At 61.6% G+C, this 24033-nt stretch carries 28 protein-coding genes and 1 tRNA gene; 13 read left to right on the top strand and 16 right to left on the bottom strand.

What is annotated here, in order from left to right; genetic code table 11:
* Positions 1 to 47 precede the first annotated feature (47 nt).
* From OSC37_RS13890 to OSC37_RS13875, 4 genes are all read left to right on the top strand, one after another.
* Positions 48 to 2165 (top strand): S9 family peptidase, encoded by a 2118-nt coding sequence (locus tag OSC37_RS13890; RefSeq protein WP_267162033.1) that lies wholly within the window; start codon positions 48 to 50, stop codon positions 2163 to 2165.
* 37 nt (positions 2166 to 2202) lie between these two features.
* Positions 2203 to 2583, top strand: coding sequence for a CBS domain-containing protein (locus OSC37_RS13885; protein ID WP_267162032.1), 381 nt, complete (start codon positions 2203 to 2205; stop codon positions 2581 to 2583).
* A gap of 48 nt (positions 2584 to 2631) precedes the next feature.
* The gene (locus OSC37_RS13880) at positions 2632 to 3057 is read left to right on the top strand and encodes a universal stress protein (protein ID WP_267162031.1); all 426 of its coding nucleotides are present in this window, start codon (positions 2632 to 2634) and stop codon (positions 3055 to 3057) included.
* A gap of 77 nt (positions 3058 to 3134) precedes the next feature.
* Positions 3135 to 4601, top strand: a complete 1467-nt coding sequence (locus OSC37_RS13875) for a sensor histidine kinase (RefSeq protein ID WP_267162030.1) — start codon at positions 3135 to 3137, stop codon at positions 4599 to 4601.
* Between the two features lie 46 nt (positions 4602 to 4647).
* On the opposite strand, the gene OSC37_RS13870 is transcribed toward OSC37_RS13875, so the two are convergent.
* Positions 4648 to 5073 (bottom strand): universal stress protein, encoded by a 426-nt coding sequence (locus OSC37_RS13870; protein WP_267162029.1) that lies wholly within the window; start codon positions 5071 to 5073, stop codon positions 4648 to 4650.
* Positions 5074 to 5278: 205 nt separating this feature from the next.
* Between OSC37_RS13870 and OSC37_RS13865 the strand changes: the two genes are divergently transcribed.
* A complete protein-coding gene (locus OSC37_RS13865; RefSeq protein WP_267162028.1) occupies positions 5279 to 5860 on the top strand; it encodes a DoxX family protein in 582 nt (193 codons plus the stop codon).
* 51 nt (positions 5861 to 5911) lie between these two features.
* Here OSC37_RS13865 and OSC37_RS13860 read toward each other — a convergent pair whose 3' ends face one another.
* The 6 genes from OSC37_RS13860 to OSC37_RS13835 form a co-directional block, all read right to left on the bottom strand.
* Positions 5912 to 6343, bottom strand: a complete 432-nt coding sequence (locus OSC37_RS13860; RefSeq protein WP_267162027.1) for a DsrE family protein — start codon at positions 6341 to 6343, stop codon at positions 5912 to 5914.
* A gap of 113 nt (positions 6344 to 6456) precedes the next feature.
* Positions 6457 to 7713 carry a DNA double-strand break repair nuclease NurA gene (locus OSC37_RS13855; RefSeq protein WP_267162026.1) on the bottom strand — a complete coding sequence of 419 codons (1257 nt, stop codon included), beginning with the start codon at positions 7711 to 7713 and terminating at the stop codon, positions 6457 to 6459.
* A 51-nt stretch (positions 7714 to 7764) separates the two neighbouring features.
* Positions 7765 to 8823: a Leu/Phe/Val dehydrogenase gene (locus OSC37_RS13850; RefSeq protein ID WP_267162025.1), complete on the bottom strand. Its 1059-nt coding sequence runs from the start codon at positions 8821 to 8823 to the stop codon at positions 7765 to 7767.
* A 106-nt stretch (positions 8824 to 8929) separates the two neighbouring features.
* Positions 8930 to 9799 (bottom strand): phosphatase PAP2 family protein, encoded by an 870-nt coding sequence (locus OSC37_RS13845; RefSeq protein WP_267162024.1) that lies wholly within the window; start codon positions 9797 to 9799, stop codon positions 8930 to 8932.
* Entirely contained in the window at positions 9796 to 11577 is a 1782-nt protein-coding gene (locus tag OSC37_RS13840) for an ABC transporter substrate-binding protein (protein ID WP_267162023.1), read from the bottom strand. The genes OSC37_RS13845 and OSC37_RS13840 overlap by 4 nt, the downstream gene beginning before the upstream one ends.
* 109 nt (positions 11578 to 11686) lie before the next feature.
* Entirely contained in the window at positions 11687 to 12676 is a 990-nt protein-coding gene (locus tag OSC37_RS13835; RefSeq protein ID WP_267162022.1) for a DUF5784 family protein, read from the bottom strand.
* Positions 12677 to 12843: 167 nt separating this feature from the next.
* Here OSC37_RS13835 and OSC37_RS13830 point away from each other — a divergent pair, with 167 nt between their 5' ends.
* From OSC37_RS13830 to OSC37_RS13810, 5 genes are all read left to right on the top strand, one after another.
* Positions 12844 to 13374 (top strand): amino acid-binding protein, encoded by a 531-nt coding sequence (locus OSC37_RS13830; protein WP_267162021.1) that lies wholly within the window; start codon positions 12844 to 12846, stop codon positions 13372 to 13374.
* Positions 13371 to 14315 carry a homoserine dehydrogenase gene (locus OSC37_RS13825; protein ID WP_267162020.1) on the top strand — a complete coding sequence of 315 codons (945 nt, stop codon included), beginning with the start codon at positions 13371 to 13373 and terminating at the stop codon, positions 14313 to 14315. The genes OSC37_RS13830 and OSC37_RS13825 overlap by 4 nt, the downstream gene beginning before the upstream one ends.
* Before the next feature lie 129 nt (positions 14316 to 14444).
* On the top strand, positions 14445 to 15710 hold the full coding sequence (gene tuf, locus OSC37_RS13820) for a translation elongation factor EF-1 subunit alpha (RefSeq protein WP_267162019.1): 1266 nt from the start codon (positions 14445 to 14447) through the stop codon (positions 15708 to 15710).
* Position 15711: 1 nt separating this feature from the next.
* Positions 15712 to 16020: a 30S ribosomal protein S10 gene (gene rpsJ, locus OSC37_RS13815; protein ID WP_267162018.1), complete on the top strand. Its 309-nt coding sequence runs from the start codon at positions 15712 to 15714 to the stop codon at positions 16018 to 16020.
* 28 nt (positions 16021 to 16048) lie between these two features.
* Positions 16049 to 16120, top strand: a tRNA-Ala gene (locus OSC37_RS13810).
* Positions 16121 to 16496: 376 nt separating this feature from the next.
* On the opposite strand, the gene OSC37_RS13805 is transcribed toward OSC37_RS13810, so the two are convergent.
* From OSC37_RS13805 to OSC37_RS13795, 3 genes are all read right to left on the bottom strand, one after another.
* Positions 16497 to 16640: a hypothetical protein gene (locus tag OSC37_RS13805; protein WP_267162017.1), complete on the bottom strand. Its 144-nt coding sequence runs from the start codon at positions 16638 to 16640 to the stop codon at positions 16497 to 16499.
* A gap of 169 nt (positions 16641 to 16809) precedes the next feature.
* Positions 16810 to 17412: a hypothetical protein gene (locus OSC37_RS13800; RefSeq protein WP_267162016.1), complete on the bottom strand. Its 603-nt coding sequence runs from the start codon at positions 17410 to 17412 to the stop codon at positions 16810 to 16812.
* Between the two features lie 180 nt (positions 17413 to 17592).
* A complete protein-coding gene (locus OSC37_RS13795) occupies positions 17593 to 17982 on the bottom strand; it encodes a hypothetical protein (RefSeq protein ID WP_267162015.1) in 390 nt (129 codons plus the stop codon).
* A gap of 578 nt (positions 17983 to 18560) precedes the next feature.
* Between OSC37_RS13795 and OSC37_RS13790 the strand changes: the two genes are divergently transcribed.
* Positions 18561 to 18944: a NifU family protein gene (locus OSC37_RS13790; protein WP_267162014.1), complete on the top strand. Its 384-nt coding sequence runs from the start codon at positions 18561 to 18563 to the stop codon at positions 18942 to 18944.
* A gap of 19 nt (positions 18945 to 18963) precedes the next feature.
* On the opposite strand, the gene OSC37_RS13785 is transcribed toward OSC37_RS13790, so the two are convergent.
* Together OSC37_RS13785 and OSC37_RS13780 are read right to left on the bottom strand one after the other, a co-directional pair.
* Positions 18964 to 19854 (bottom strand): ketopantoate reductase family protein, encoded by an 891-nt coding sequence (locus OSC37_RS13785; protein ID WP_267162013.1) that lies wholly within the window; start codon positions 19852 to 19854, stop codon positions 18964 to 18966.
* A 10-nt stretch (positions 19855 to 19864) separates the two neighbouring features.
* Positions 19865 to 20152, bottom strand: coding sequence for a DUF7130 family rubredoxin-like protein (locus OSC37_RS13780; protein WP_267162012.1), 288 nt, complete (start codon positions 20150 to 20152; stop codon positions 19865 to 19867).
* A 172-nt stretch (positions 20153 to 20324) separates the two neighbouring features.
* Between OSC37_RS13780 and OSC37_RS13775 the strand changes: the two genes are divergently transcribed.
* Entirely contained in the window at positions 20325 to 21422 is a 1098-nt protein-coding gene (locus OSC37_RS13775) for a mechanosensitive ion channel family protein (protein ID WP_267162011.1), read from the top strand.
* Positions 21423 to 21425: 3 nt separating this feature from the next.
* Here OSC37_RS13775 and OSC37_RS13770 read toward each other — a convergent pair whose 3' ends face one another.
* From OSC37_RS13770 to OSC37_RS13760, 3 genes are read right to left on the bottom strand one after another with little or no spacing between them, the layout of a single operon-like run.
* A complete protein-coding gene (locus tag OSC37_RS13770; protein ID WP_267162010.1) occupies positions 21426 to 21626 on the bottom strand; it encodes a heavy-metal-associated domain-containing protein in 201 nt (66 codons plus the stop codon).
* A 31-nt stretch (positions 21627 to 21657) separates the two neighbouring features.
* Positions 21658 to 22440 (bottom strand): carbon-nitrogen hydrolase family protein, encoded by a 783-nt coding sequence (locus OSC37_RS13765; RefSeq protein WP_267162009.1) that lies wholly within the window; start codon positions 22438 to 22440, stop codon positions 21658 to 21660.
* Between the two features lie 41 nt (positions 22441 to 22481).
* The gene (locus OSC37_RS13760; protein ID WP_267162008.1) at positions 22482 to 22664 is read right to left on the bottom strand and encodes a hypothetical protein; all 183 of its coding nucleotides are present in this window, start codon (positions 22662 to 22664) and stop codon (positions 22482 to 22484) included.
* 101 nt (positions 22665 to 22765) lie between these two features.
* Here OSC37_RS13760 and OSC37_RS13755 point away from each other — a divergent pair, with 101 nt between their 5' ends.
* Positions 22766 to 23146, top strand: a complete 381-nt coding sequence (locus tag OSC37_RS13755) for a hypothetical protein (protein WP_267162007.1) — start codon at positions 22766 to 22768, stop codon at positions 23144 to 23146.
* Positions 23147 to 23173: 27 nt separating this feature from the next.
* Here the strand turns inward: OSC37_RS13755 and OSC37_RS13750 are convergent, their stop codons facing one another.
* Positions 23174 to 23995: an SDR family oxidoreductase gene (locus OSC37_RS13750; RefSeq protein ID WP_267162006.1), complete on the bottom strand. Its 822-nt coding sequence runs from the start codon at positions 23993 to 23995 to the stop codon at positions 23174 to 23176.
* Positions 23996 to 24033 lie beyond the last annotated feature (38 nt).

Genomic DNA, 24033 nt, shown 5'->3' with positions numbered 1-24033 from the left:
TTACTGTGAACCAAAGACACTATACGAACACTGGCTCACGTCCCCGTATGTCACAGCTCGAACTCGACGACTTCTACGACCTGGCGACGCCACAGCAGGTCGCCGTCTCGCCGGACGGAGAGCGTGTGGCTTTCCTGGCACAGGAGTTCGACCCCGAGGAAGACGAGAGCCGAATGTCACTGTTTGTCGCCCCGGCCGACGGCTCGCGGGAGCCACACCGGCTGAGTCGTGCCTCCGACGCGGGAGCCCCAGCGTGGTCGCCCGACGGTCGGTATCTGGGCTTCATCGCCGCCCGCGACCCCGACGTGGGGCGCCGCGTCGGCCGCGAGGATGAGGACGAGGAAGACACAGACGAACCAGAGGACGACGCGGCAGACGACGAGGACGACACAGATGCCGAAGACGGCGGAGGTGGGAGTGACGGCCCGAAACCCCAGGTTTGGGCGTTCGACATGGAACTGGGCGGAGATGCCGTCCAGCTCACCGACCACGAGGAGGGCGTCCGAGAGTTCGACTGGGGACCGGATGGCGACCGGCTTGTCGTCTCGGCCCGGGACCCGACCGACGAGCAACAGGAGACCCTCGACCAGCGCCGCGACGACGGCCCAATCGAAATCGAGCGCCTCCAGCACAAGGCCGACGGACAGGGCTGGCTCGACGACGTGACCACCTACCTCTTCGTCGTCGATGTCGAGACCGGTGAGGACCAACGGCTGGACGACGCGTACGGACAGGGTGCTCGCGAGCCACTCTTTGGCCTCCAGCCCGCGTGGGGTCCGAGCGGCCGCATCGCCTTCGCCAGCAACCGAACCGAGCGCCCTGACGATTCCGGCGTCATGGACCTCTACACAATCGACCCCGACGGCACCGACCTGCGGAAGCTGACCGACTCGGCGCGGCGCAGTTCGGCATACGAGTGGAGCCCCGACGGCGAGCAACTCGCCTTCGTCTCCGGCGACCCCGACAACTGGTACGAGCCCTCGGAGCTGTGGGTCGTCAACCCCGATGGTACCGAGGAGCCGCCGATGCACTCGGTGACGGGCTCGCTCGACCGGACCGTTGCGATGATGGCCTCGCCCGCGTGGCTCGATTCGGAGACACTTCTCACCGCAGTCGGCGACGAGGGACACACGCAGCTCATCCGTGCCGACGCCGACGAGGACGACCCAGAACGGACGTTCCCGGCGCTGACGCGCGGCCGAACACTCGGATTCTCGGATGCGGCCGGCGGGACGGTTGCGGCGGTCGTCTCGGACCCGCAGGCAGGCAGTGACGTGTTCGCCCTCGACGCCGCAGAGCTCGACGAGAGCGACCCCGACTCGCTGACTCAGCTCAGCGAGCTGAACGCCGACCTGCTGGCGGACGTCGAGATGCCCGACTGTCGGCGCGTGAGGACCGAGAACGGCGATGGCGGGGAAGTCGAGGCAATCACCTACCTCCCGCCGGATTTCGACCCCGAGACCGACGACCCACGGCCGGTGGTCGCCTCCATCCACGGCGGGCCGATGTCCTACGACGCGCCGACGTTCCAGTTTTCGTTTGCCTACTGGGCAAACCAGGGATACGTCGTCTACCGGCCGAACTACCGCGGGTCGACCTCCTACGGGCAGGCGTTTGCCGAGTCTCTCAAGGGGACCCGCGGTGACCTCGAAACCGACGACGTGCTCTCGGTGCTCGACGAACTCGTCGACCGGGGGTGGGTCGACGACGAGCGCAGCCTGGTGACGGGCTTCTCCTATGGCGGCATCACCACCGCGAACGTCGTCACCCGGAGCGACCGCTTCGCGGCTGGGGCGGCCGAACACGGCGTCTACGACTTCCGGTCGACGTTCGGCACCGACGACAACCACCTCTGGCACGAGTGGGAGTTTGGCCTCCCCTGGGAGGAGCCCGAGCTGTTCGAGGACATCTCCTCGATAACCGATGTCGACCAGATATCGACGCCGCTGCTGGTCAGCGCCGGCGAGAACGACTGGCGGTGCCCGCCGACGCAGGCCGAACAGCTCTACGTGAGCGTCCGCAAGCAGAGCGTTCCCGCGAAGCTCGTCATCTACCAGGACGAACACCACAACATCAGCACGCCCGACCGAGCGATTCACCGCCTCGAATCACTTACCGAGTGGTTCCGGGAACACGACCCCGGCCACGAGCCAGACGAGGAGTGAGGGAAAACCCGATACGACAGGGCGTACAAGAGAGGGTATGGCACCAGATGAGACCGTTCTCGTCGAAGAGGTAATGTCGACGCCGCTGGAGACGATTCCCGCCGGCGCACCCGTCCAGGAGGCCGCAGAGCAGATGCGCGAGCACGACATCAGTGGCCTGTTCGTTCCGGGGTCGGATGCCGGCATCATCACCACAACCGACATCGTCGACGTGGTCGCGGCGGGAGATGACCCTGCCGAAGTGACCGTCGCGGACGTGATGACCGCCCCCGTCGAACGGGTCACCACCCAGGTCGAGCTGAACGAAGCCGCGGAGATGATGACAACCTACGGCATCAAGCACCTGCCAGTCATCGACAGCCAGAGTGACTACGTCGGGATGGTCTCCTCGACAGACACGACCTCGGAGTTCGAATGACGACCAAACCGAAAGGAGTGTGTAGGTACCACTGGTAGCTGGCATACGATGTACAGCGACGTGCTGGTTCCGACCGACGGGAGCGAGGCAATCGAGACAGTGCTCGAACATACCGCAGAGGTGACCGAACAGGAGGGGACAGTTCACGTGCTCTATGTTGTCGACGACCAGGTGTTTCTCACCCTCGCCGACGAGATGAAAGACGACGTGCTCGGCGACCTTCGCGACGAGGGAGCGGCAGCCGTCCGCCGGGCACGCGACTCCGTCGAGGAGATGGGGTCCGAGGTCTCGACCGCAATCCGTGAGGGCAAGCCCGCAGAGGAGATCATCGCCTACGTCGAGGAGACGAATGTCGACCTCGTCACGATGGCGACCCGTGGCGACGACTACACCGAGAACATGCTCGGCAGTACGGCCCAGGAAGTGGTGACGAACTGTCCAAAGCCGGTCCTGACGGTCAACGTCGACGAGTGACTAACGGGCGAGAACCGCTCTCTGGCCCGAAAAGGCAAGCGAATGATTTATTGTCCAGTCCTCGATAAAAAGTAGCAATGAGTTCGGTAGGGGAAGGGGGAGCTGGCCCGGAGTGCCAGCGTACCGCACTTGCTGTCGACGTGTTACTCTCTCGGGAGGGAGTCGAAGCGTTTCGCGAGGCTGGTATTGCTGTTGGGCACACCAGAGACACAGAGCCTCACTGGGAGGCTGACTGCCTGCTCGTTTCTATGGGTGCCTTCGAAGACATCAGCGACCAGATTGACGAATCAAGCCCACCGGTGGTACTGGTCCTTGAATCCCGAGACGCTGACGTAGAGAACCACAGGGCGGCGTCGGATTTCCTGTATCAGTCTGACCTGACCGAACGGCCAGAGCTTGTCGCCCAGCAACTCCAGACAGTGATAGCGGCACAGGAAGAGAGACAGCCACAGTTCACAATCGACGGTCCGGACGACACAGCGGACGACAGCACATATCTCGCGCGCCTCTTCGAGGAGGCCCCGGACTCGATTCTCGTCCACGACGAGACGGGGAAGATACTCAACGCCAACGGGACAGCCGTCGAGAAACTTGGCTACCCCCGCGACGCGCTGACATCGATGCACGTCAGCGACATTCAGGCCGGAACCGCCCCCGACGAGTTTCTCTCGCGGCTACGGTCGCTGTCGGCAGACGAGATGATAATCATCGAGGGCGAGCACAGACATGCCGACGGGACGACTCACCCAGTCGAGACCTGGGTCAACAGGGTCGAGGCCGGCAGCCAACAGCGGTTCGTCGCCATCGCTCGGGACGACACCGAACGACGGGAGTACGAGGAGCGCCTCGAAACCCAACGCGACAACCTGGAGACGCTGAACCAGGTCGTCCGTCACGACATCCGTAACGACCTCCAGCTTGTCGACCTGTACGCGGACCTGCTCGAAGACCATATCGACGACGACGAGGGTTGCTCTCACCTCGAAAAGCTCCAGGAGGGCGTCGAGAACGCCGTCGACCTGACGACAACCGCCCGCGAACTCGCCGAGGTAATGCTCTCGACGACGGTCGACCACCAGCAGGTTCGCCTCGACGGCGTCTTGCTCCCACAGCTCGAGAAGATTCGAGAGTCCTACCCGGACGCCGTCGTCACCCTTGACGGTGGTGTTCCGTCGGTCGATGTCATCGGGAACGACATGCTCGACTCCGTGTTCCGAAACCTGCTGAAAAACGCCATCCAGCACAACGACAAGGCCGTCCCTGCCGTCGCCGTCTCGGGGCGAGTGAGCGACGATACTGCCACCGTCCGCATCGCCGACAACGGCCCTGGGGTGCCCGACTGCCGGAAATCGGAAATATTCGGCCGCGGCGAGAGCGGCCTCGACAGCGACGGAACGGGCATCGGTCTCTATCTGGTGCAATCGCTCGTCGAGGGCGTCGACGGCGATGTCTGGGTCGAGGATGCCGACCGGAATATCGAGACCGACGACTCGTCTCACGAGGTCGGAGGTGCAGCCTTCGTCGTCGAACTACCGCTGGCCTAACTGCTCGGCCTGGGAGAACAACTAACTCGTCGTCGCGGCTGTCGAGCTAGCGGACGACGGTGACCGGGACAGTCGCTTTGCTGACAATCTCTTTGGCGACGCTGCCGACGACAGCTTCTTGTTCGGTCGACAGTCCCCGATGACCGACGAAGATGGCGTCGGCGTCGGTCGCGTTCGCACGGTTGGCGATTGCCGTTGCTGGTCGCCCGGTCAGCAGCTCCGTCTCGATATCGAGGTCTGCCGACGGGACGGCCTCTCGCGCCACCGCTTTCGCGTCTTCGAGCGTCTCGTACCCCTGGTCGGCGGCAGTTCCCTGCCCTTCCATGACGATTTCGCCGTCGACGATGTCGGTGTCGAGCGTGATGACGTGGACGATTTCGAGGGGTTTCTCGAAGGTCGCGGCGTGTGTCGCCGCGTACTCCACTGCATCGTTGCTTTCAGCCGACCCGTCGGCTGCGACAATGTAGCTCATATGATTACGTTGGTGTAGGTAGGCAAAAAACACCTCGCCGTTCTCACGAAATTACAGCGGACACAACACATTTGACCTGGTTTCGCCAATCCTCCGCAGACAGACAACAGAACTGGTATCTTCAGATGGTAAATTAAACATCGCATATATGAAGGTAAATGATTATATATTTTTTCTGGTATAACAACCTAGTAGGTGACTCACAATGGCAACGAACCCAGCTGGACGGCGGCTCGACACGGAACTGCTCGGACGAGACATTTCGTTTGGCTACTCGGAGACCTGGGTAGGCTACTCGCTGCTCAGTCTGCGAATTGTGATGGCGTGGGTGTTCCTGCAGGCGGGACTTGAAAAGTGGTCCGAAGGCGGCTGGGGGGACCCGTTCGCGTGGTCCTCCCAGGGCTTTCTGGAAAACGCGGTTGCAGGTGCGAATCCGTTACACGGACTGTTCACGTGGTTCGCGAACTATCCCGGGGTTATCGACCCGCTCGTTGTCACCGGGCAGATACTCATCGGGGTCGCACTGCTGTTCGGCATCGCGGTCCGATTCGCCGCGCTCATGGGCGGTCTCCAGATGCTGTTTTTCTGGACGGCTGCCTGGCAGGACGGAGTGATGGCCGGTCTCCCGGTCGAACACGGCTACGTCGTCGATAGCACGTTTGTCTACCTCCTGTTGTTGTTCGGCCTCGGCGCGTGGGGTGCCGGCCGTGTGGTCGGTCTCGACGCCAAACTGGAGGAGACCGAAATTGTCCAGAACAGTCCCTGGCTGCGACTCCTGCTCGGGTAGCGGTCACGAATCTGTTTTATGCTACCGGAACGAGCGGCCGACCGCGGCGGCTCATCCCACGGTCAAAATTTCGCACCCTTCGTTTGCGAGTTCGGCCACGGAGGGAGCGTGTGCGTCGTCGTCGCTCAACACCGGCACGTCAGCTCGCTCACACGCGTCGGCTGCGCCGAAGGCGTTCGCACAGTAGCCACAGGCTCCGGTGAGCAATCCTCGACTCCGGACCTGCTCCCAGTCGTAATTGAACGGTTTGTCGGGGTTCTCGGCGTACTCTCCCGGCCACTTTGTCGCCTCGCCGTCGAGGAACAGCTGTACGTCGTACCCGTTCTCGTCGAACTCGACGGCGTAATTGAACGCGTTTCCGGCGACAGGCACCTCGTCCGGACCCGCGTTCAAGACGATTGCGTACATGGTGTCGTCGCTGCTCTCGATGGCCTCTGGTTGTGCGCTCTCCTCGTCTCCGAGGAGGGCAGTTAACAGACCCATAGCTCGCGTGTTTTATGCGATGATACTAAACACGTTGCCGGCTGTGAAAAGCCGTTGCACGACTGCGGAATAGTTATCAGTGACGTGTTTCCGCGCTCAGGCCGCTCTCTTGGTCACCCGGAGTCCCACTCCATGCCCCAGCGTTTGTCGTTGTAGCTGCGCTGGCGGCTCGTCTCGAATGTCGTCTCGATGCGCTGGCGGAGCGTCTGCTTTCCCTCTCGGTCGATACGGGCGAGTTCGTCGGCCTTGCCGACCGCAAGTGGCGGCCCGCGCTCGCGGGCGATCTCGGCGAGTATCTGGGTCGTGACCTGCTCGCGAACCCGCTCGTCTCGGGTCACACAGTAGGGCGCTTCGATGCGGTAGACGAGGTCCTCCCGGGGGTCGTAGACGACGAAGAAGGTCACCTCGTACGCCGCCTCGTCGAGCTCCCTGTCGTGGTCAAGCGGCAGCGTTCCGTCGACGAGGACACCGTCGGTGCCAGCATGCGAACGAAACCAGTTGGTGAACGTGAGCGAGTCGTCCGCGAGTTCGCCGTTCTCGTCGGTCTGCTCGAGTACACGCCGGAAGAAAGCGTCGTCGTCGACCCAGGGAGCGCCGAGTTTGCGGCGGAGCTGTCGAGTCAGTGCCTTCGAGGTGCTGTTTTTGACGAAGCCGACGAGAGGGACCTCCCGCCTTGCGAAGGTCTCGACGAGTTCGAGGTAGTTCTCGATGACCTCGGTGAACTCCGAGCGCTCGATGACGAGGCGTTTGAGTTCCGGGTCGCGTTCGACCCACTTCAGCAAGCCAGTCGGATAGATGGGGCCGTCGAGAATCAGCAGGTCCTCGACCGCCTCGGCCTGGGTGAGTGCGTGCTCGCTCTCGGTCCGGTACAGCGCCAGCGCGTGGACGACCGTCTGCTCGTACCGGTCGACTCGTGGGGCGTGCAGGACCCGGCGCTTGGCGTACCCCTGGTCGTCGACCCGCCAGTCCGGGTCCTGTACGTCGACCGTGTCGTCGTTCGTGTGGACGGTCATCACGATGGTCCGGGCGCGATGGAGATCCACGTCGGAGGGGACCGCCGCCATCGCGGCCTGTGAGACATCGATGACGAGCCCATTTTTGAACGTTGTTGGGTTGATTGTCCCAGCATCGAGGCCGTGCTGTGTCGGGAACGGCGACTCCGTCAGCGCCACGTCTTCGACGGCCACCTCGTGGCGGCGTATATCCTCGAGTGGCTCTAAGATTACGTCCCCGTCGGCGTCTTGAAGCGGGTCGAGAAACTCCGCGAACGCCCGCTCGGCGAGGTCGGTGTGGTCGCTGTCGTCGACCTGCTGTGTGACCCGGCGGGCGAGTTGCGCGATGCCGTCCACGTGGACGGGGTCGAGTGTCATACACCCTCGTTCCAGGGGAGTGAACAAAAACGTGCGGTCAACGGCGTCAGATTACCAGGACCGCGCGGGTGTCGTCTGGTCCTTGTTTTCGATGCGCTCCTCTGCGTAGGCATTTGCCGCGTCCAGAACGGTCGTCCCCTCGTCCTCGGCGCGTTCAATCATCGTCAGCAGGCGGTCGCCGATGTCCTCGGCGTCTTCGAAGGCCTGCTGTTTGGTCCCGCCGTGATACTCGTGATAGACGGTGATGATGCCGGCGGCGTTGATAACATAATCGGGCGCATAGAGGATGTCTTCCTCCTTGAGCATCCCGGCGTGGCGCTGTTCGTCTGCGAGGATGTTGTTCGCCGCACCGGCCACGATGTCACAGCTGAGGCGAGGAATCGTCTCGTCGTTGATTGCGCCGCCGAAGGCACAGGGCGCGAACACATCACAGTCGACATCGTAGATGTCGTCGGGTGCGACCGAGTCGGCGTCGTGTTCGTCGGTGAACGCCGCCATCTTCTCGTCGTCGATATCCGTGACGGTCACGGAGGCACCGCGTTCGGCCAGTTTCTCGGCGAGTCCGTGGCCGACCTTGCCCAGGCCCTGGACCGCGACATCCACGTCCGACACTGTATCCGTTCCGTAGACGTGTTCGACACAGGCCTTGAGGCCGTGGAGGACGCCGTGTGCGGTCACAGGCGAGGGGTCTCCCAGCCCATCACGTGTGCCGACGGCGTAGTCGGTGTGTTCGCTGATGATCTCCATATCCTCGACGCCCGAGTTCACGTCGACCGACGTGATGTAGCGTCCGTCGAGACAGTCGACCGCCCGGGCGTACGCCCGCATGAGGTCTTCACTTTTTATCTCATCGGGGTCGCCGATGATGACTGCTTTCCCGCCGCCCAGGTCGAGGTCAGCGGCCGCCGACTTGTATGTCATCGCTCGGGAGAGTCGGAGCACGTCTGTGAGTGCGTCCTCCTCTGTGTCGTAGTCCAAGATACGTGTCCCGCCGAGGCTCGGTCCGAGTGTCGTGTCGTGAATAGAGATGATTGCTCGTAAGCCGGTCTCCTCGTCGCTGAAGAACGTTACCTGTTCGTGGTCCCTGTGATCGCCTGCGTCGAATACCATATCCGAGCTATATGCCGCTGTAGTAAATACCATGTCATTGAACAGCGGTTAAAAAATTCATTTCCGACAGCACGGGCGTTTTAGCGCGTCTCCTGCCCCCGTACACTCACGAAGCAAGTTGGTCTCTGTATCGTCGAAGGGCAGCAAACAGTGCTCGTCCCTTCCGGGTAATCAGGCTCTGGTCGTCAGAGTCGGAAGCGATGTACGCCGCAGCCCAGACGCTCCCGATACCCAGGAGCGTCCCGACGAACACATCGACGCCCCAGTGGAGTCCGAGGTACATCGTCGAGAAGGCGATAGTGACCGCCATCGATCCGGCCACGTAGAGCCACCGGGGGTAGCTATCGCGGGTGTACCATGCGAGTACCGCGACGGTGACCGCCAGAGACGTATGAAGCGACGGAAAGACGTTCGCGTTCGTGTTGATATGTGTCGTCAGCTGTTCTATCTCGGGCCAGACCTCGTACATGAGGCCCCGGACCTGTCCCGGCATGTAGTTTCGGGGACCGTAGGCGACGAAGAGGGTGTAGCTACAGAGACCCGCGAGATAGTTAATGATGTACGCGAGCGCCGCAACACGCAGCGGACGAAGTGTATCAAGAAAGAGGTACGCGACGATTGGGAACAGCAGCAGGAACACGTAGCCAAAGACGTATACGAGCGAGAGTACCCAGGTCAGTTCCGTCATCGCTATCTCCTGTACCGTCGGAACAAGTGTTCCCTCGATGCTGTAGAGCGTGTGTGTGATATTGTAGCCGAACGTCCAGGAGAGTTCACCACCGATCGGCCGCCAGTACATGCTGAGGCCGAATACAAGGCCTAACACACAGATGTGAGACAGACTGTCCAGTAGACGGTGCTGGGACTCCTCGCGGAGCCGTCTAACGCGGTCGGTTCCCACGATGGTGTAGACGCCGACGCCGAGACAGACGCCGACGACTGTCACCAGCTGCAGATAGTGGACGAGGAGACTCATTGTTCGAGTAACTCGCCGCTCTCGGCGAACTCGAATCCAGCATCTTGCAGGTACGTCCGAGCGGCATCGGAGTCAAGCTCGCCGTTGTTCCCGAAAAACGGTACCTCCGGGTCCTCGTCGTTCCACCGCAGGCCCGATGGCACCCAACTGGTCCCTGTAAGTGGTGTCGTCGCCGGGCGTGCGAAGCCATCGAGCACCTCGTTTTGAACAGCGTCTTTGTCGATGAGCCGCGCGACAAAGCGCCTGAAGTACGGGTTTCCAAGCGGCGAGCGGGTCGTGTTACAGCCGACCAGGTACAGCGCCGGTGACCGTTCGACGCTGAGTTCGACAGCGGGCTCGCGACCGGCGCGTGGAACGGCCGAAGGACTCAGCGTCGACAGCGTGGCGTCGGCCTCGCCGTCGGCGAGCAGTCCGAGTGCGGCGTCGTCCGAGCGGACAACCTCTAGCCGGACCTGGTCAAACGACAGGCCCCCAGCAAAGGGCTCAGGCAACGCCGCAGACGCCTGCTGTGACGGATGGTCGTCGTTCCGTGTCAGGACAAGCCGTTCGTCCTCAACCAGGGAGTCGAACTGGAGTGGACCGCTCCCGACCGGGTCGAGGTTCTCCCGGACGAGCGCGTCGGTGACTGCCTCCGAGATGTCGACGCCCGCGATATCGACTGGATTGGACGCCGTCTCCCACTCCTGTTTCGGGAGTATCGGTACTGTGAGTGCCCGAACGGCCGTCTGTGGACTCGCCTCTGGAAACCGTAACGCGACGGTCTGTTCGTCTATCGCGGTCGCCGTCTCGACAATCGAGGTCCGCCCGCGGAACCGCGGCGCAGGGACAGCCACCTCGAACTCGCCGAGACTCGTATCCGTGAGAAACTCGATGCTGAAGACGACATCCGCCGCCGTCAGCGGCGTCCCGTCGTGGAATTCGAGACCTGAGCGCAGCGTCGCGGTGATGAGAGTGTCACCATCGGTCCTCGATACGTCCCAACTGTCGGCGGCCCAAGGACGGACAGTTCCTCTGTCGTACCGCCCAAGCGAGTCATAGAGGAGGTCGATAATCCGGCGTCCGTCCGGGTACTCGATAGCAATCGGGTTCAGGTTCTGTGTGAGGCGGTCATTCGTCGAGACCAGTCGGAGCGTGTCGGCCGATGGGTCGACCTGTTCAAGCTGTGTCAGCGAGCGCGCCAGGTCGGTCGTCATCGGCTCCCACGAGCTAAACCGGTCGGTTCGAGCGGCCTGAATCGCATCGGGGACGACGATAGGAATAAACGGCTGGTTTTTCACGATCTCGTGTTGTAGCTCGGCGACAGTCTGGCGGCGCTGGTCGCCGGTCTGTGATTGCTGGGCTTCGAGCAACTCGTCGATGTTGATATCGGTCATCTCGAAGGGATTTTGCCACCCGGGCTCGCGGACGAACTTGGAGTGCAACAGCGGCCGGAGCATATCCGGGCTCTCGATGTTCGGGTGTGCACAGACGAACAGGTCGTACTCCTGTTCGATGAGGACTGCCCGCCGGAGTTCGTCTTCTGGATAGAGCGTGAGGTCGACCTCGATACCGGCTGCTTCGAGGTTCTCCGCCAGCCGCCGGCCGATCTGTGTGGCGACGGGGTCAGCATCCCCAGGCAGCGTGAGTATCTCGAGTGAGAGTGGGTCGGGGAGTTCCTGGCTTCGCGCGGTCCGAAGCCGACCAAGACAGCCAGCTGTCCCCGCAGTCCCGGCTGCGATGGACGCGAGAACTGCCCGCCGTCGGACAGTCTCACCTGTCGTGTCCTGGCCACTGCTCATTGTTTCTCTGATTGATTAAGTAAGTAGTCGAGTACTACATAACTGTGGTGATTGGTTTCTGAACGAGAGACAAATCGGAGACGGGCATCGCAATCTGCGGGTGTCGGAGTCAGTCGACAAACAGTGACGCCACCCCAAGGGAAGGGTCCCCGACGACGTATCCCGACGGCTGTTTTCCGGGGCGCATCCGGTAGACGACCGCGGGAGTGTATCCGACATCGGGTTGTCCGTCGCGGATTGCGAACCATTCGTCGTCCCGGAACGAGGTACAGTCGACACACAGCACCGTCCCGGGGTGTGCATCGAGTTGGGTTCCTGTCTTGCCGTCGACAGTCTCGCGAAGCGCACTCGCCGGTGTCCCAGCCCGTCGCCTCGCTGGCGGTTCGGGTCTCGTCACCTCAACGAGCGTCCCGGATTCGACCCGGAAATCGAGAGCGTACCCCGAGTCCAGCGGGACCTCGGGCGTGAACGCGTGTCCGGCATCGTCGAGTAGCTTTGCGGTGTGAAGCTCTGCCATCGCCGCCCGCATCCTGACGAGATCGAGCTGCTCGCTGGTGCCGAGTTTCGTCGCCATCGTGTACCGGTGGTCGTCAAGAATTCCCGTCGAGAGCAGCTCCTCGTAGAAGGTCAGGCCGGCCTCGCGGTCGGCGTCGGGAAAGCCGGCGGCGTGGTCACGGAAGAACGATCGGGTCGTCTCACGGCCGTCTTTCGAGAAAAACACCGGCAGAAAGAACCAGGTGACGTGGTCGTAGGTCGTGAGCCAGGGGTCGGTCGATTCGAGCTCCCGAACCAACTCGCGCTGAGCCCAGCGCGCGAGCGGATAGGGAACTTCCTCGAACGTGTACTTCTCTGTCCGCCACAGTGCCTTCGGGGTCTCTGTGTTCCCGAGCCAGTATCCGTCAGCGTCGGTCCAGGCAAACAGCGCCAGGTCGCCGTTGTCCATCTCCAGTCGGCAGGCCTCGTACTCGGGAGGGGGGTCGATTCGGGGGTCTCCCTTGGTTGCGCCGAACTTCCCGTCGAGTGGCGAGTAAAGTGCTGTGTCGACCCGGCTGTGACTCCAGGACGACGGCGAATGTCGAAATCGAATCGGGCCAGCCACACACTCAGTTCGGCTGCCAGCGTATTGTGACTTGTGACCCGGGGCAAGACCCTTTTGACCCAGTCAATCCCCGCCGCAGCAACCGGAGACTTATTGGTCGGCATGGACATACAGCACGTGCATGCGGATAAGAGTGTCTTCGAACGAGTACGGAGGCTGGCACATTGATGACTGAGTCGGTCGACAAACAGATATACACCGTTCGGCTGGAGCTACGCGACAGACCCGGCGAGTTGCGCCGGGCGCTGGAGCCGATATCGACCCACGGCGGCAATCTGCGGTCGGTGTTCCACGAGCGGGGGAATCGAACACCTCGCGGGGACATTCCAGTTGAGGTCGACGTGGCAGCTAGCTCTGCACAGCTTGATACCATCGTATCGGCCCTGCGTGACGCCGATATCACCGTTATCAAAGCGGGCGCACAGCGGTACACCGAAGAGCTGACGGCGATTCTGTTCGGACAAGGGCTCGACGCGGACCTCTCGGAGACGCTGTCGAGCATCGAGGAGTCAACGGCGGCGACAGTCCGTGACGTTACACTCGCCGCCCCCGAGGGATCCGGGGGAACTGCGAGTGCGCGAATCCACTTAGCGACAGAGACGGACACGGCCGACGAGACACTCGCGACGCTGCGGGAGATTGCAACCCAGCGAGGGCTTGCCGTCGTTGAACCACTCGCCGTGGGTGAAACCCAATGAAGCTCGCAGTTGTCGGTGCTGGCGCGGTTGGCCAGGCCGTTCTCGAGCTGGCAGATGGGTACGGCCACACGGTGACTGCGGTGGCAGATTCGAGTACGGGTGCTCTCGACCCTGCTGGAATCGATATCGACTCCGTCCTCACCCAAAAGCACACAGATGGAACGGTTGGCTCCCAGACACTCGACGCCGTCCTCGAAGGCGAGTACGACGCACTCATCGAGGCAACCCCGACCACCATCGGGAACGCAGAGCCTGCCTTCGGGCACGTCCAGCGGGCGCTCGGGCGTGACCGGGATGTGGTCCTGGCAAACAAAGGACCGGTCGCACAGCGGTACGAGGACGTGCGCGCGCTAGAGCGCGAAAGCGACGGGACTGTCAGGTTCGAAGCCACCGTTGGCGGCGCGATTCCGGTGTTCTCGACCATCGAGGACGTTGGTCCAGGCAACGTGACAGCCGTTCGTGGCGTCCTGAACGGGACTGCGAACTTCATCCTCTCGCGGATGACAGCCGAGGGTGTCGCCTACGAGCACGCCCTGGCAGAGGCACAGGACATCGGTGTCGCCGAGGCCGACCCAAGCTTCGACGTGGACGGAACCGACGCCGCACTGAAGTGTGTTATCCTCGGGAACGTCCTCACCGACGCGGCGTACACGCTCGACGACGCCGAGGTGATGGGAATACGTGATATTCCCGCGAGCGCCCTGGAGCTAGCGCAGGACGACGGGTCCACGATTCGACTCATCGGCGAAGTCGACGGCGAGGGCGTCCGCGTCCGTCCACGACTCGTCGACGAACATGGAACCCTGGCCGTGAGCGGCACACAGAACATCGTGCAGGTCGAGACCACCCACGCCGGGCGACTCAATATCTCTGGCCGGGGAGCAGGCGGCCGCGAGACCGCAACCGCGATCATGAGCGATCTCCGAGCACTCGAATCCTGAGTCTCGTTGTCGTGGTATCAGCTCACAGAATCGCAGGACGGGACCGGGACAATACACAGGCCGTATCGAAATGGTTTTATGAGCCACAGGGTTATATCACCGATAGAGCGCCTCTGCGCGTGAGATATCATGAGCGACAAACCACACCAGAACTTGGCCGTTATCGGCCACGTAGACCACGGGAAGAGCACGATGGTTGGACGACTCCTGTACGAGACAGAGAACGTACCGGAGCACGTCATCGAACAGCACAAAGAGGAAGCCGAAGAGAAAGGCAAAGGCGGATTCGAGTTCGCCTACGTGATGGACAACCTCGCCGAAGAGCGCGAGCGCGGTGTCACCATCGACATTGCCCACAAGGAGTTCGACACCGACGAGTACTACTTCACTATCGTCGACTGTCCGGGCCACCGTGACTTCGTCAAGAACATGATCACCGGCGCGAGCCAGGCCGACAACGCGGTGCTGGTCGTCGCCGCCGACGACGGTGTTCAGCCACAGACCCAGGAGCACGTCTTCCTCTCGAAGACGCTGGGTATCGACGAGCTCATCGTCGCGGTCAACAAGATGGACCTGGTCGACTACGACGAGACCGACTACAACCAGGTTATCGAAGAAGTCAAGCAGCTCCTCAAACAGGTCGCCTTCGACGGCGACAAGGCGAAGTTCATCCCGACCTCGGCCTTCGAGGGCGACAACGTCGCCGAGCACTCGGACAACACGCCGTGGTACGACGGCGAGACCCTGCTCGAAGCGCTCAACGCGCTGCCCGAGCCGGCACCGCCGACGGACGCGCCGCTTCGCCTTCCGATTCAGGACGTGTACACCATCTCCGGCATCGGTACTGTCCCCGTTGGACGTATCGAGACGGGAACGATGAACACGGGCGACGACGTCGTCTTCCAGCCCAGTGACGTCGGTGGCGAGGTCAAGACCATCGAGATGCACCACGAAGAAGTGCCGAAAGCAGAGCCTGGCGACAACGTCGGATTCAACGTCCGCGGCATCGGCAAGGACGATATCCGCCGTGGCGACGTTTGTGGTCCCGCCGACGAGCCGCCGTCGGTCGCCGATACCTTCGAGGCACAGATTGTCGTGATGCAGCACCCGAGCGTCATCACGGCCGGTTACACGCCGGTCTTCCACGCTCACACGGCACAGGTCGCCTGTACCATCGAGTCCATCGACGCAAAAATCGACCCCTCGACCGGTGAGGTTGCCGAGGAGAACCCCGACTTCATCCAGTCTGGCGACGCCGCAAAAGTGACCGTCCGACCGCAAAAGCCCCTGAGCCTCGAGCCGTCCTCGGAAATCAGCGAGCTCGGTTCGTTCGCCATCCGGGACATGGGCCAGACGGTCGCCGCCGGACAGGTCCTGTCGGTCAACGAGCGATAATATGCAGCAAGCACGCGTTCGGCTGGCTGGCACCAGCCCCGAAGACCTCGACAGCATCTGTGGCGAGGTCGAAGACATCGCAGACAAGACCGGTGTCAAGCTCTCGGGGCCGGTTCCGCTTCCGACGAAAACGCTGGAAGTTCCCTCTCGCAAGTCCCCCGACGGTGAGGGGACCGCGACCTGGGAGCACTGGGAGATGCGCGTCCACAAGCGCCTCATCGACATCGATGCGGACGAGCGGGCGCTCCGACAGCTGATGCGTATTCAGGTTCCCAACGACGTGTCCATCGAGATCGTCCTCGAGGACTGACCGCCCCACACGCGCAGGGGCACTTCGTGGGCTCGTAGATCAGTGGCAGATCGCTTCCTTCGCAAGGAAGAGGCCCCGGGTTCAAATCCCGGCGAGTCCACTAATTTTGCGCCGAATAATTCGTGAGGCGCAAATTCGTGTCTGTTCGAGCCGGATTTGAGGTAGAGAAATCGCAGCCCGCGCAGCGAAGCGAGCAGGACCGTCTTCCCGTGGTTCAAATCCCGGCAAGTCCATACGCGCTTCGCGCGTTCGGTAATCCCCATACTACGCGGCTTTTAATTAAACCCACTTGACCGTTAGAACGGTGTGTTCGCTCCGTTATTCGGCACCCCTTGCCGGTTGAGTGTTCGTGATTTCTCGGAGTCCTCCGGTCGCAATCCTGCGGTTAGCGAGAATTACGGATTGTCTTCGTCTGTAACTCCTACCGAACTATGTCGATACTCGATGAGCCGGCCAAGAGAACCAGAGAGATACAACTACTCGGTAGCCCCGGAGGAAGGCGTTTGCATCAGGATGACGCTGGATGCGAACAGCGCCGTGACGATGACCGCAGTCACGGGTGCGGAAGTCGTGAGGACGATACTCGACAGCACCGTTGCGAGTGCGTTTGTCCCTGTCATGGTCAGAATCTTGTTTACCGAACCGGGTCCTCGGGGACTGCCGTCTGTGGCATGACGCCTCTGAGGAATCGAACCTCAGCCCTGCCACACGGTCCTTCTGACCATTTGTGACTTCCGTTGATTCCTCATAGGCCACCAACGCTCAAAACACTTTCTCGAAGCGTCAGTTCTACTGGCTGAGTTTTCCGCCTGCACTGTCTTCCAAAGAGACGGACACTTCGATACTCGTATAGTAAATTCTCTTGTTGTCTTCGACCGTCGCAGAGAATTTGAAATCACCACTCTGGGCTTTCTTCATCGCCTCCCCTAATTCGCTCTCTTGCAAAATGAAGGGTACTACTCCCATCAGTTCGTCATCACGGCCACCTACAATCTGTCCCTTGTAGTTGGTTCGCTGGTCAACCTCCAGTCGAGTCATCTCAGCTGATTCGGAGAAATGTTCCAGTTCGGTTTTGAGCACGCCGTCTTCTGGGTTCTTGATGACGGTCGTCTCTGTATCTCCGACGAGTCTCACTTTGTCAAGTGAGAAATCGCTGATGACTCCATCCCTCCATCCGTTGTTCGATACCCGAACGAGAATCCGGCGACTCCAAACCGGCTTGTCGTTGTTTCTGCCATCGCGCCACTCAGAGTCGTCAAGCGTATAAAAACGGGAGAGTGAGACGTGAGACTTCGCTCCCCAAATGTACCGGTATCCGAATGTTGCGCTTCCAACGAGGAGGCTAATTGACGCAGTAAGGATGGTACCAGCAGAAAACGGTCCAAGTGTCACTATCGAATTTAAATTGGCCTTCTTAATTACATCTTCGGCAATTGTGGTCGACTATCGTTCGTGTATCGCTCGTTCGGTTATTCCCCGCCAAACGGTCTTCGTGTTCGACAATCGCTTCTAACTCGGCATCGAGGCACCGGCCTTTAGGCTCGATGGTCTGGCTATCTAACTGTACACCCCTCAGACCTGCTGACACCACTCGACAGCGTCGTCGACCGAATTGAACGAGTCTATCTCGATGTCGGCGTCGATGTTCACCTTCACGGCATTAGCCATCATTCCATCAGCGACGTACGCGAGGCGTTCAATCCCGACATCGTCAGCCAGTTGCGACCACTCCTCGTTGATGTGGTCGAGGGTGTCACTCATCTCGCTACCAAGGGCCTCAGCGTTGTTGATAACGACGACCGTCGCCCTCATACTCTCCGCGGACGCCTCTTCCCGGTAATGCTGTTCACCGGCTTCGAGGTCGTCAGACTGGACGTACGCCGCAAAGTCAGTTATCGTCCAGACACCGACTCCGTCTTGCGCTTCGTACTCTACGGAGTCAATCGAGTGTACAGATGTCATAAGTCATAGTAAGCGGACAGAGATGTAACATATTAGATATAGTAACATATTACACACTAACTGCACAGCCTCGCAACGCCACTCCTTTCGGCGAGGACTGCCACACAAAGAGTGCAAACGTCCCGGTGTACTGTCTCTCGATATATTGGGAGACTGTCGCTTAGTAGCCGTCTACAGACGCGTGGGTCGTGTACACAACTGAACAGACCGATAAACTCGTATCAAATACACCACGGAGGACGCTTGTCTCGCGTCGCCTTGTAGCTCGGTGGGGCTGCGCTCTCGCTAGAGAGAATCAATTTTCGAGATCTCTGGCCGCTCTGGCCCTGTGGTTGCCCCTCAACCGCCAAGGATCCTCAGAAGATTTATATTGTGGAGTGTAGTACGGCCAATGCCGGGAACACTCCTGGACGAGTGTATAGCCGTCAGTGGGTCGCACCATTCCACACAACTCCGCTGTCGGCGACCGGCATCTTTACGCTCGACAGTGTAGTCGCTGGCACATTGTGGGCCGGGCGCTCTGGCGCAAACTGGAAAATACCCAAAGCCTAAGCACGCTGGCCGCATACGGTGAAGTGATGAGTACGGACACCAGCGAACAGAGTCCAGAGGACGAGCTTCGCGAGCGCATCACGAACTTCCTGCGTCGGAACTTCCCACAGATCCAGATGCACGGCGGAAGCGCAGCCATCCAAGACCTCGACATCGAAGAAGGGTCCGTCACCGTTCAGCTCGGTGGCGCCTGTTCTGGCTGTGGCATCTCGCCGATGACGATTCAGGCAATCAAGACACGCATGACAAAGGAGATTCCCGAAATCGAGACCGTCCACGCCTCGACTGGAATGGGCGGCCAAGAGGGAATGGCCGGCGGTGCCGAGGGTGACAGCGGTATGAGTCCCTCGTTCCCAGGTGACACGACCGACGACGGCGAGGAAGACGAAGGCCCACAGGCCCCCTTCTAGCTTTTTTCCAGTCTCCGCCTCACAGCTCGGAAACGTGTTCTGTCTCCCACATACGGACCAGTGCCGTCAGCGTCTCGTTGGCCGGGACGGGCTGTGATGCCTGCTCGACGACGTAGCCGTTGATTGCGGCAATCTCGGTCTGTCTGCCGGCCTCGATATCCTGTAACATCGACGAGCGGTTGCGAGCGGTCGATTCCGCAACGTCGACTGCCTGCCGGGCCGCCTCGTCGCCGTCGACAGGGACCTCGTGAGCGCGTGCGACCTGTGCAGCCTCGCGTGCGGCCCGGCGTGTCACGCTCGACCCAGGTTCGGTCGCGACTGTTCCGTTCGGCACTCGGGCAAGGGCGGTCGCGGCGTTGATACCGGCGTTGACTGCTAGCTTCTCCCAGAGACGGCGGGGCATCGCGTCGCTCACCGTCGTTGTCACCCCGCCACGCTCGAAGGCGGTGCCAATTCGGTCAGCAAGCGGTGACTCCCCACCCCGGCGTGGTCCCAAGACGACCTCTCCTACCCCCGTACATTCGACATGGGCCGGCTCGTGCAGTCGCGCGCCGTATGTACAGGTCCCCGCAAATACCGGCGGCGACAGCCGGGCGGCGAGAGTTGCCTCATTTCCCATCCCGTTTTGCAGGGAGAGAACGGCGTCGAGGTCCATCGTATCAAACTCCTGTGCCGCCGTCGTGGTGTCGAAGCTCTTGACAGTCACGACCACGAGGTCTGCCGACTCCGGAACAGTCGTCCGGCCTGCGGGCTGGACATGTCTGTCGACCGCACCAGAGAGACGGAGTCCCTCGGCGTCAACTGCCTCGACGTGTGGCGCGCGGCCGACCAGTGTCACGTCGTGAGTATCAGCGAGTAGCCCGCCGACGAGACTGCCGAGGCTACCCGCACCGAAGACACAGATATCCATCACCGGTAGGTCAGTCTTCCTGCCAGTAATAGATATCCTCTCGGGGCGCACCACACGAAGGACAGGATTCTGGGATGTCCGCAATTCGTCCCATCTCCCCACACTCCCAGCACCGCCACATGACCGCGTCCGTCCGCTCGCTCTGGCTCGGGCTCTCCGGGAGCACCTCCACGTCGGCGTCGGCTGTCACATAGAACCCATGCTGGTCGAATCCCCGGACCACACCGAGTGTGTTGCCCTCGCTGTCGTACACTGTCTTGCCGGACTGTACGGTTCTACTTGCGGTTTCTTCGTTCATACAACAGCTTGGTGATGACGGTAAATAAGTTGTGTGCTAACAATTGTCTATCTTTGGAGAGCACGACGCGGGCAGACACACAGAACCGGTCTGCTGGTATCGTGCCGTGGACTGGCGGGGCTTGTCGTAACAGCGGTTCCTTTTTGCCACCGACAGGGTAAACAGGAGTGAGATGTCACTGGCGAGTCTGCTCGGCCTCGAAGGGTTTGCTCCGTCGGTGGAGGTACAGCTGCTGGGCTCGGTCGTGCTAGCCGGCATCGCCTTCGGGACAGTCGTCCTCGTCCGGCGGCTTCGTAGACGCCACTCCGAGAGTTACGCGCCGACGCTGGTCGACCTCGTCAGCTCCCTGCTCATCGTGGGAACATTGGTCGCCGTAACGCTCGCACTCGCGGACCTCTGGGGACACCGCTCGACGATTGTCGAGGAGGTGGGCCTGTTCCAACTCGACGAGCAGTCACCCGAGATAGTTATCTCGTTGTTCGTCGTCGTCGTGACACAGGTCATCTCAGATATCGCTGCCCGTTTGCTCGCAGACCTGGCCGACAACCAGAACGTACTCACGCAACACCAGCGCGAGATTGCGTTGCGTGTGACACAGATTGCCCTCTGGGGTGTTGCCGGCCTCGTCGTGCTAGGGGTCTGGAGTGTCGACCTCACTGGACTGTTGGTCGGTGCTGGCTTCCTGGGTATCGTCGTCGGGTTCGCCGCCCGGAAGACACTCGGTTCGCTCCTGGGCGGGTTCGTGCTCATGTTCTCACGGCCTTTCGAGGTCGGTGACTGGGTCGTTCTTGAGGAACAAAGCGGCGTTGTCTCGGATATCACGCTGATGAGCACACGCATCCAGGGGTTCGACGGCGAGTACGTCGTCGTCCCAAACGATGTCGTCTCGAACAAGACAATCACGAACCGCTCGCGCCAGGGCCAGTACCGGGTGCCAGTCGAGGTGAGCGTCGACTACGAGACCGACATCGAACACGCCCGAAGCGTGCTCGCCGAAGCGGCTGAGACGGTCGTCTCACAGTACGGGTTCGCTCGCGAGACGCCCGAGCCAGAGGTGCTCGCACAGCAATTGGGCGAGTCGGCTATCGTGCTCGAAGTCGCGGTCTGGGTCGACAGTCCGACTGCCCGACGGGTCATGCGTGTCGAAGACGAGCTGGTCTGTACCCTCAAAAACGCCTGTACAGCAGCCGATATCGAAATTCCGTACCCACAGCGAGCACTCTCGACCCGTTCCGATGCCAGCGTCCGAGTCACCGACGACACAGCGTGAGTGTCAGCCCTCGACTTGGTAGCCAGCGTCTTCGATTGCGGCGGTGATATCCTCGACCGAAGCCTCTGCTGTGTCGACCACAACGCTGTCGGCTTCGTGGTCGGCGTCGACCGATTCGACGCCGTCGAGCGCGCCGACGCTGTCTTCGACATTCGATTCGCAGCCTCCACACGACATGCCTGTGACGGTGAACGGTTCCTGCATACACTCTCTTGCTGTCTGGAAGTAAAGTCGGTTACTCTTCGGCCCGGTCGAGCGCGTCGCGGGGGTAGGTCGTCTTGGCGCTTGTGGCGACAGCCGGGTCGATATCGACGGTCGCGAACGGATGGTCGCTGTCGGTTCGGGCCAGCTCCTGCCCGTCGGGACCGAGTATCCACCCGCTGCCGCCGAAGACGACATCTCGACCCTCTCCAGTGCGATTCGAGGAGGCGAGATACGCGCCGGCGAGGACGCCCATCGTTCGGCTGCCGGCGAGCCACTTCTCGGTCGTCCGTCGCTCGGTCACCCGTGGATTGACCAGCAGGTCGACGCCCGCACGGCCGTAGGCGCGGACTTCGTGGCTCGCCCAGAGGTCCGTACAGACGAGCGTTCCCACGTCGAGGCCGGCGCATTCGAACGGCTCGAACGGCTCCTCGCCGGCCGCGTACCACGACGCCTCCCAGAACCCCGGCTCGTCGGGGAGGTACTTCTTGTAGTGGACACCTCTCGTCTCCTCGTCGTGGTGAAAGCCCTCGTTCAGTCGTCGCTCACCGACGACCGTCGGCCGTGAGCCGACGACACTCGCGTCGAAGTCGTCGAGTCTTGCCAGCCAATTTCGGTGGCTCTCGACGGCGTCGTCCCAGGCTGTCGTCACGTCGTCGACGGGTTCGTCTCCGGCGAGCCACGGTGAGAACGGCATCTCCGGCAACACGACCAGGTCACTGTCGTGACTCTGGGCGTGTTCGACCAGGTCGTCGAAGGCAGTCTCGAAGGCAGGTGATTCGAAATCCGGGAGTTCACAGACCGTAACACGGACCATACAGCCGGTCCGGTCGGCGGGGTCAAAATAATTCTCCTCTCTCACCGCGAGGGAGTTGGAAAGACCGACCAGACGAGCGCGACGAGGACGAGAACAACGAGCAGCCAGAAGACAATCGTCCAGAACACGTCTGCGAAGCCGTCGAATCGACCCAGCCGGGTAAAAGCCACAGCGACGGCGACCCCGCAGGCAACGAAGAGGGCAGAGGTAGCGCGTCGTGGCATACTGGTACTCAGGCGTCCAGCGGCATAGTTGTGGGTGGCGTTCACCTCGTCACCCACTGGTCACACGAGGATTTAATGCCACAGGGAAGGTATCACACGGTATGGAACTACGGGACGCCGTCGAGGCGGACGCCGAGCGGCTGGCGTCGCTGACAGATGCGCCACAGGACGTAATGCGTAATTTGGTACACGACCGGACGGTTCGTGTCGCCGGAGGTGAGGATATCACGGGCTTTGTCAGCTTCGACGCCCGCGAGCAGACGGTGTACGTCACACAGATAGAGGGGACCGCCGACGTGTACCCCGACCTCCTGGAGGAGCCGCTTCGGTTTGCCCGTGCCGAGGAGATGGATATCGAACTCTTCGCTCTCGACAGCGAGGCAGACCTGCGCGAGGCCGCCCTCAATGCTGGCTTCCAGGAGATTGGTCCCGGGCCGCGCTTCGAGGGCGAGTCGACGACGCGGTACCGACTCGAACTGTAGCTATCCCGACAGCCAAACGCACTGTGTTCAGGCAAATCGTCGGACGAGCCGGAAGACGCTGTCCCGGACACTGTCGGGCAGGAACCGCGTCGCGACGGCCAGCCTGGCGAAACGCTTGACCGGATACCGAGGGTCGGGCTCGGAAACCGACGCAGCATCGTGGATCGTCGTGGCGACCTCCGCCGGCGTGACCGCAATCGGGAGTGACCCCGAGACTGTCGTCGCGTCCTCGATGGAGTCATAGACCCAGTCGTACTCGGTCCCTGGAACGAGCGAGTCTGACTCAGTGGCCGCGCGGTCCTGGAAGTTCGTCTCGACCGGGCCGGGCTCGACCAGAACGACCTCTACGTCGAAGGGGTCGACCTCTGCCCGGAGCGCGTCACTCATCGCCTCCAGTGCGAACTTCGAGCCGCTGTATGCTCCTGCGCCGGGCACCGAGAGCCGGCCCTGCACGCTCGAAACGTTACAGATAGTTCCCTCGGCCTCGCGCAACAGCGGCAGCGCGGCTCGCGTGAGCCGATGGGGGCCGTAGACGTTCACGTCGAACTGGTCGTGGAGTTTCTCGGCCGGAATATCTTCGAGGGGACCGTACAGCCCGTATCCCGCGTTGTTGACGAGACAGTCGAGTCCTCCCTGCTCGTCCTCGATGCGGTCGACGACGCGAGCAACGTCGTCGTCCTCCGTGACATCGAGCGTTGCGGTTCGACACCCGCTCTCGTCGAGGTCAGCGATATCTGATTCGTCCCGGCTTGTCGCGTACACCGTCCAGCCCTCGTCGAGAAACTGCTCGGCGGTCGCCCGGCCGATGCCCGAAGAACAGCCTGTGATGAGTACCGTCTCGTCGCTCATACGTGAGCCATCGGCCGGCCGACAGTTAACTGTCGGCG

This window comes from Halovenus salina, assembly GCF_026410925.1.
GTDB lineage: Archaea > Halobacteriota > Halobacteria > Halobacteriales > Haloarculaceae > Halovenus > Halovenus salina.
Note: the sequence above shows the minus strand (reverse complement) of the source record. Positions and strands in the feature narration are given on the sequence as shown.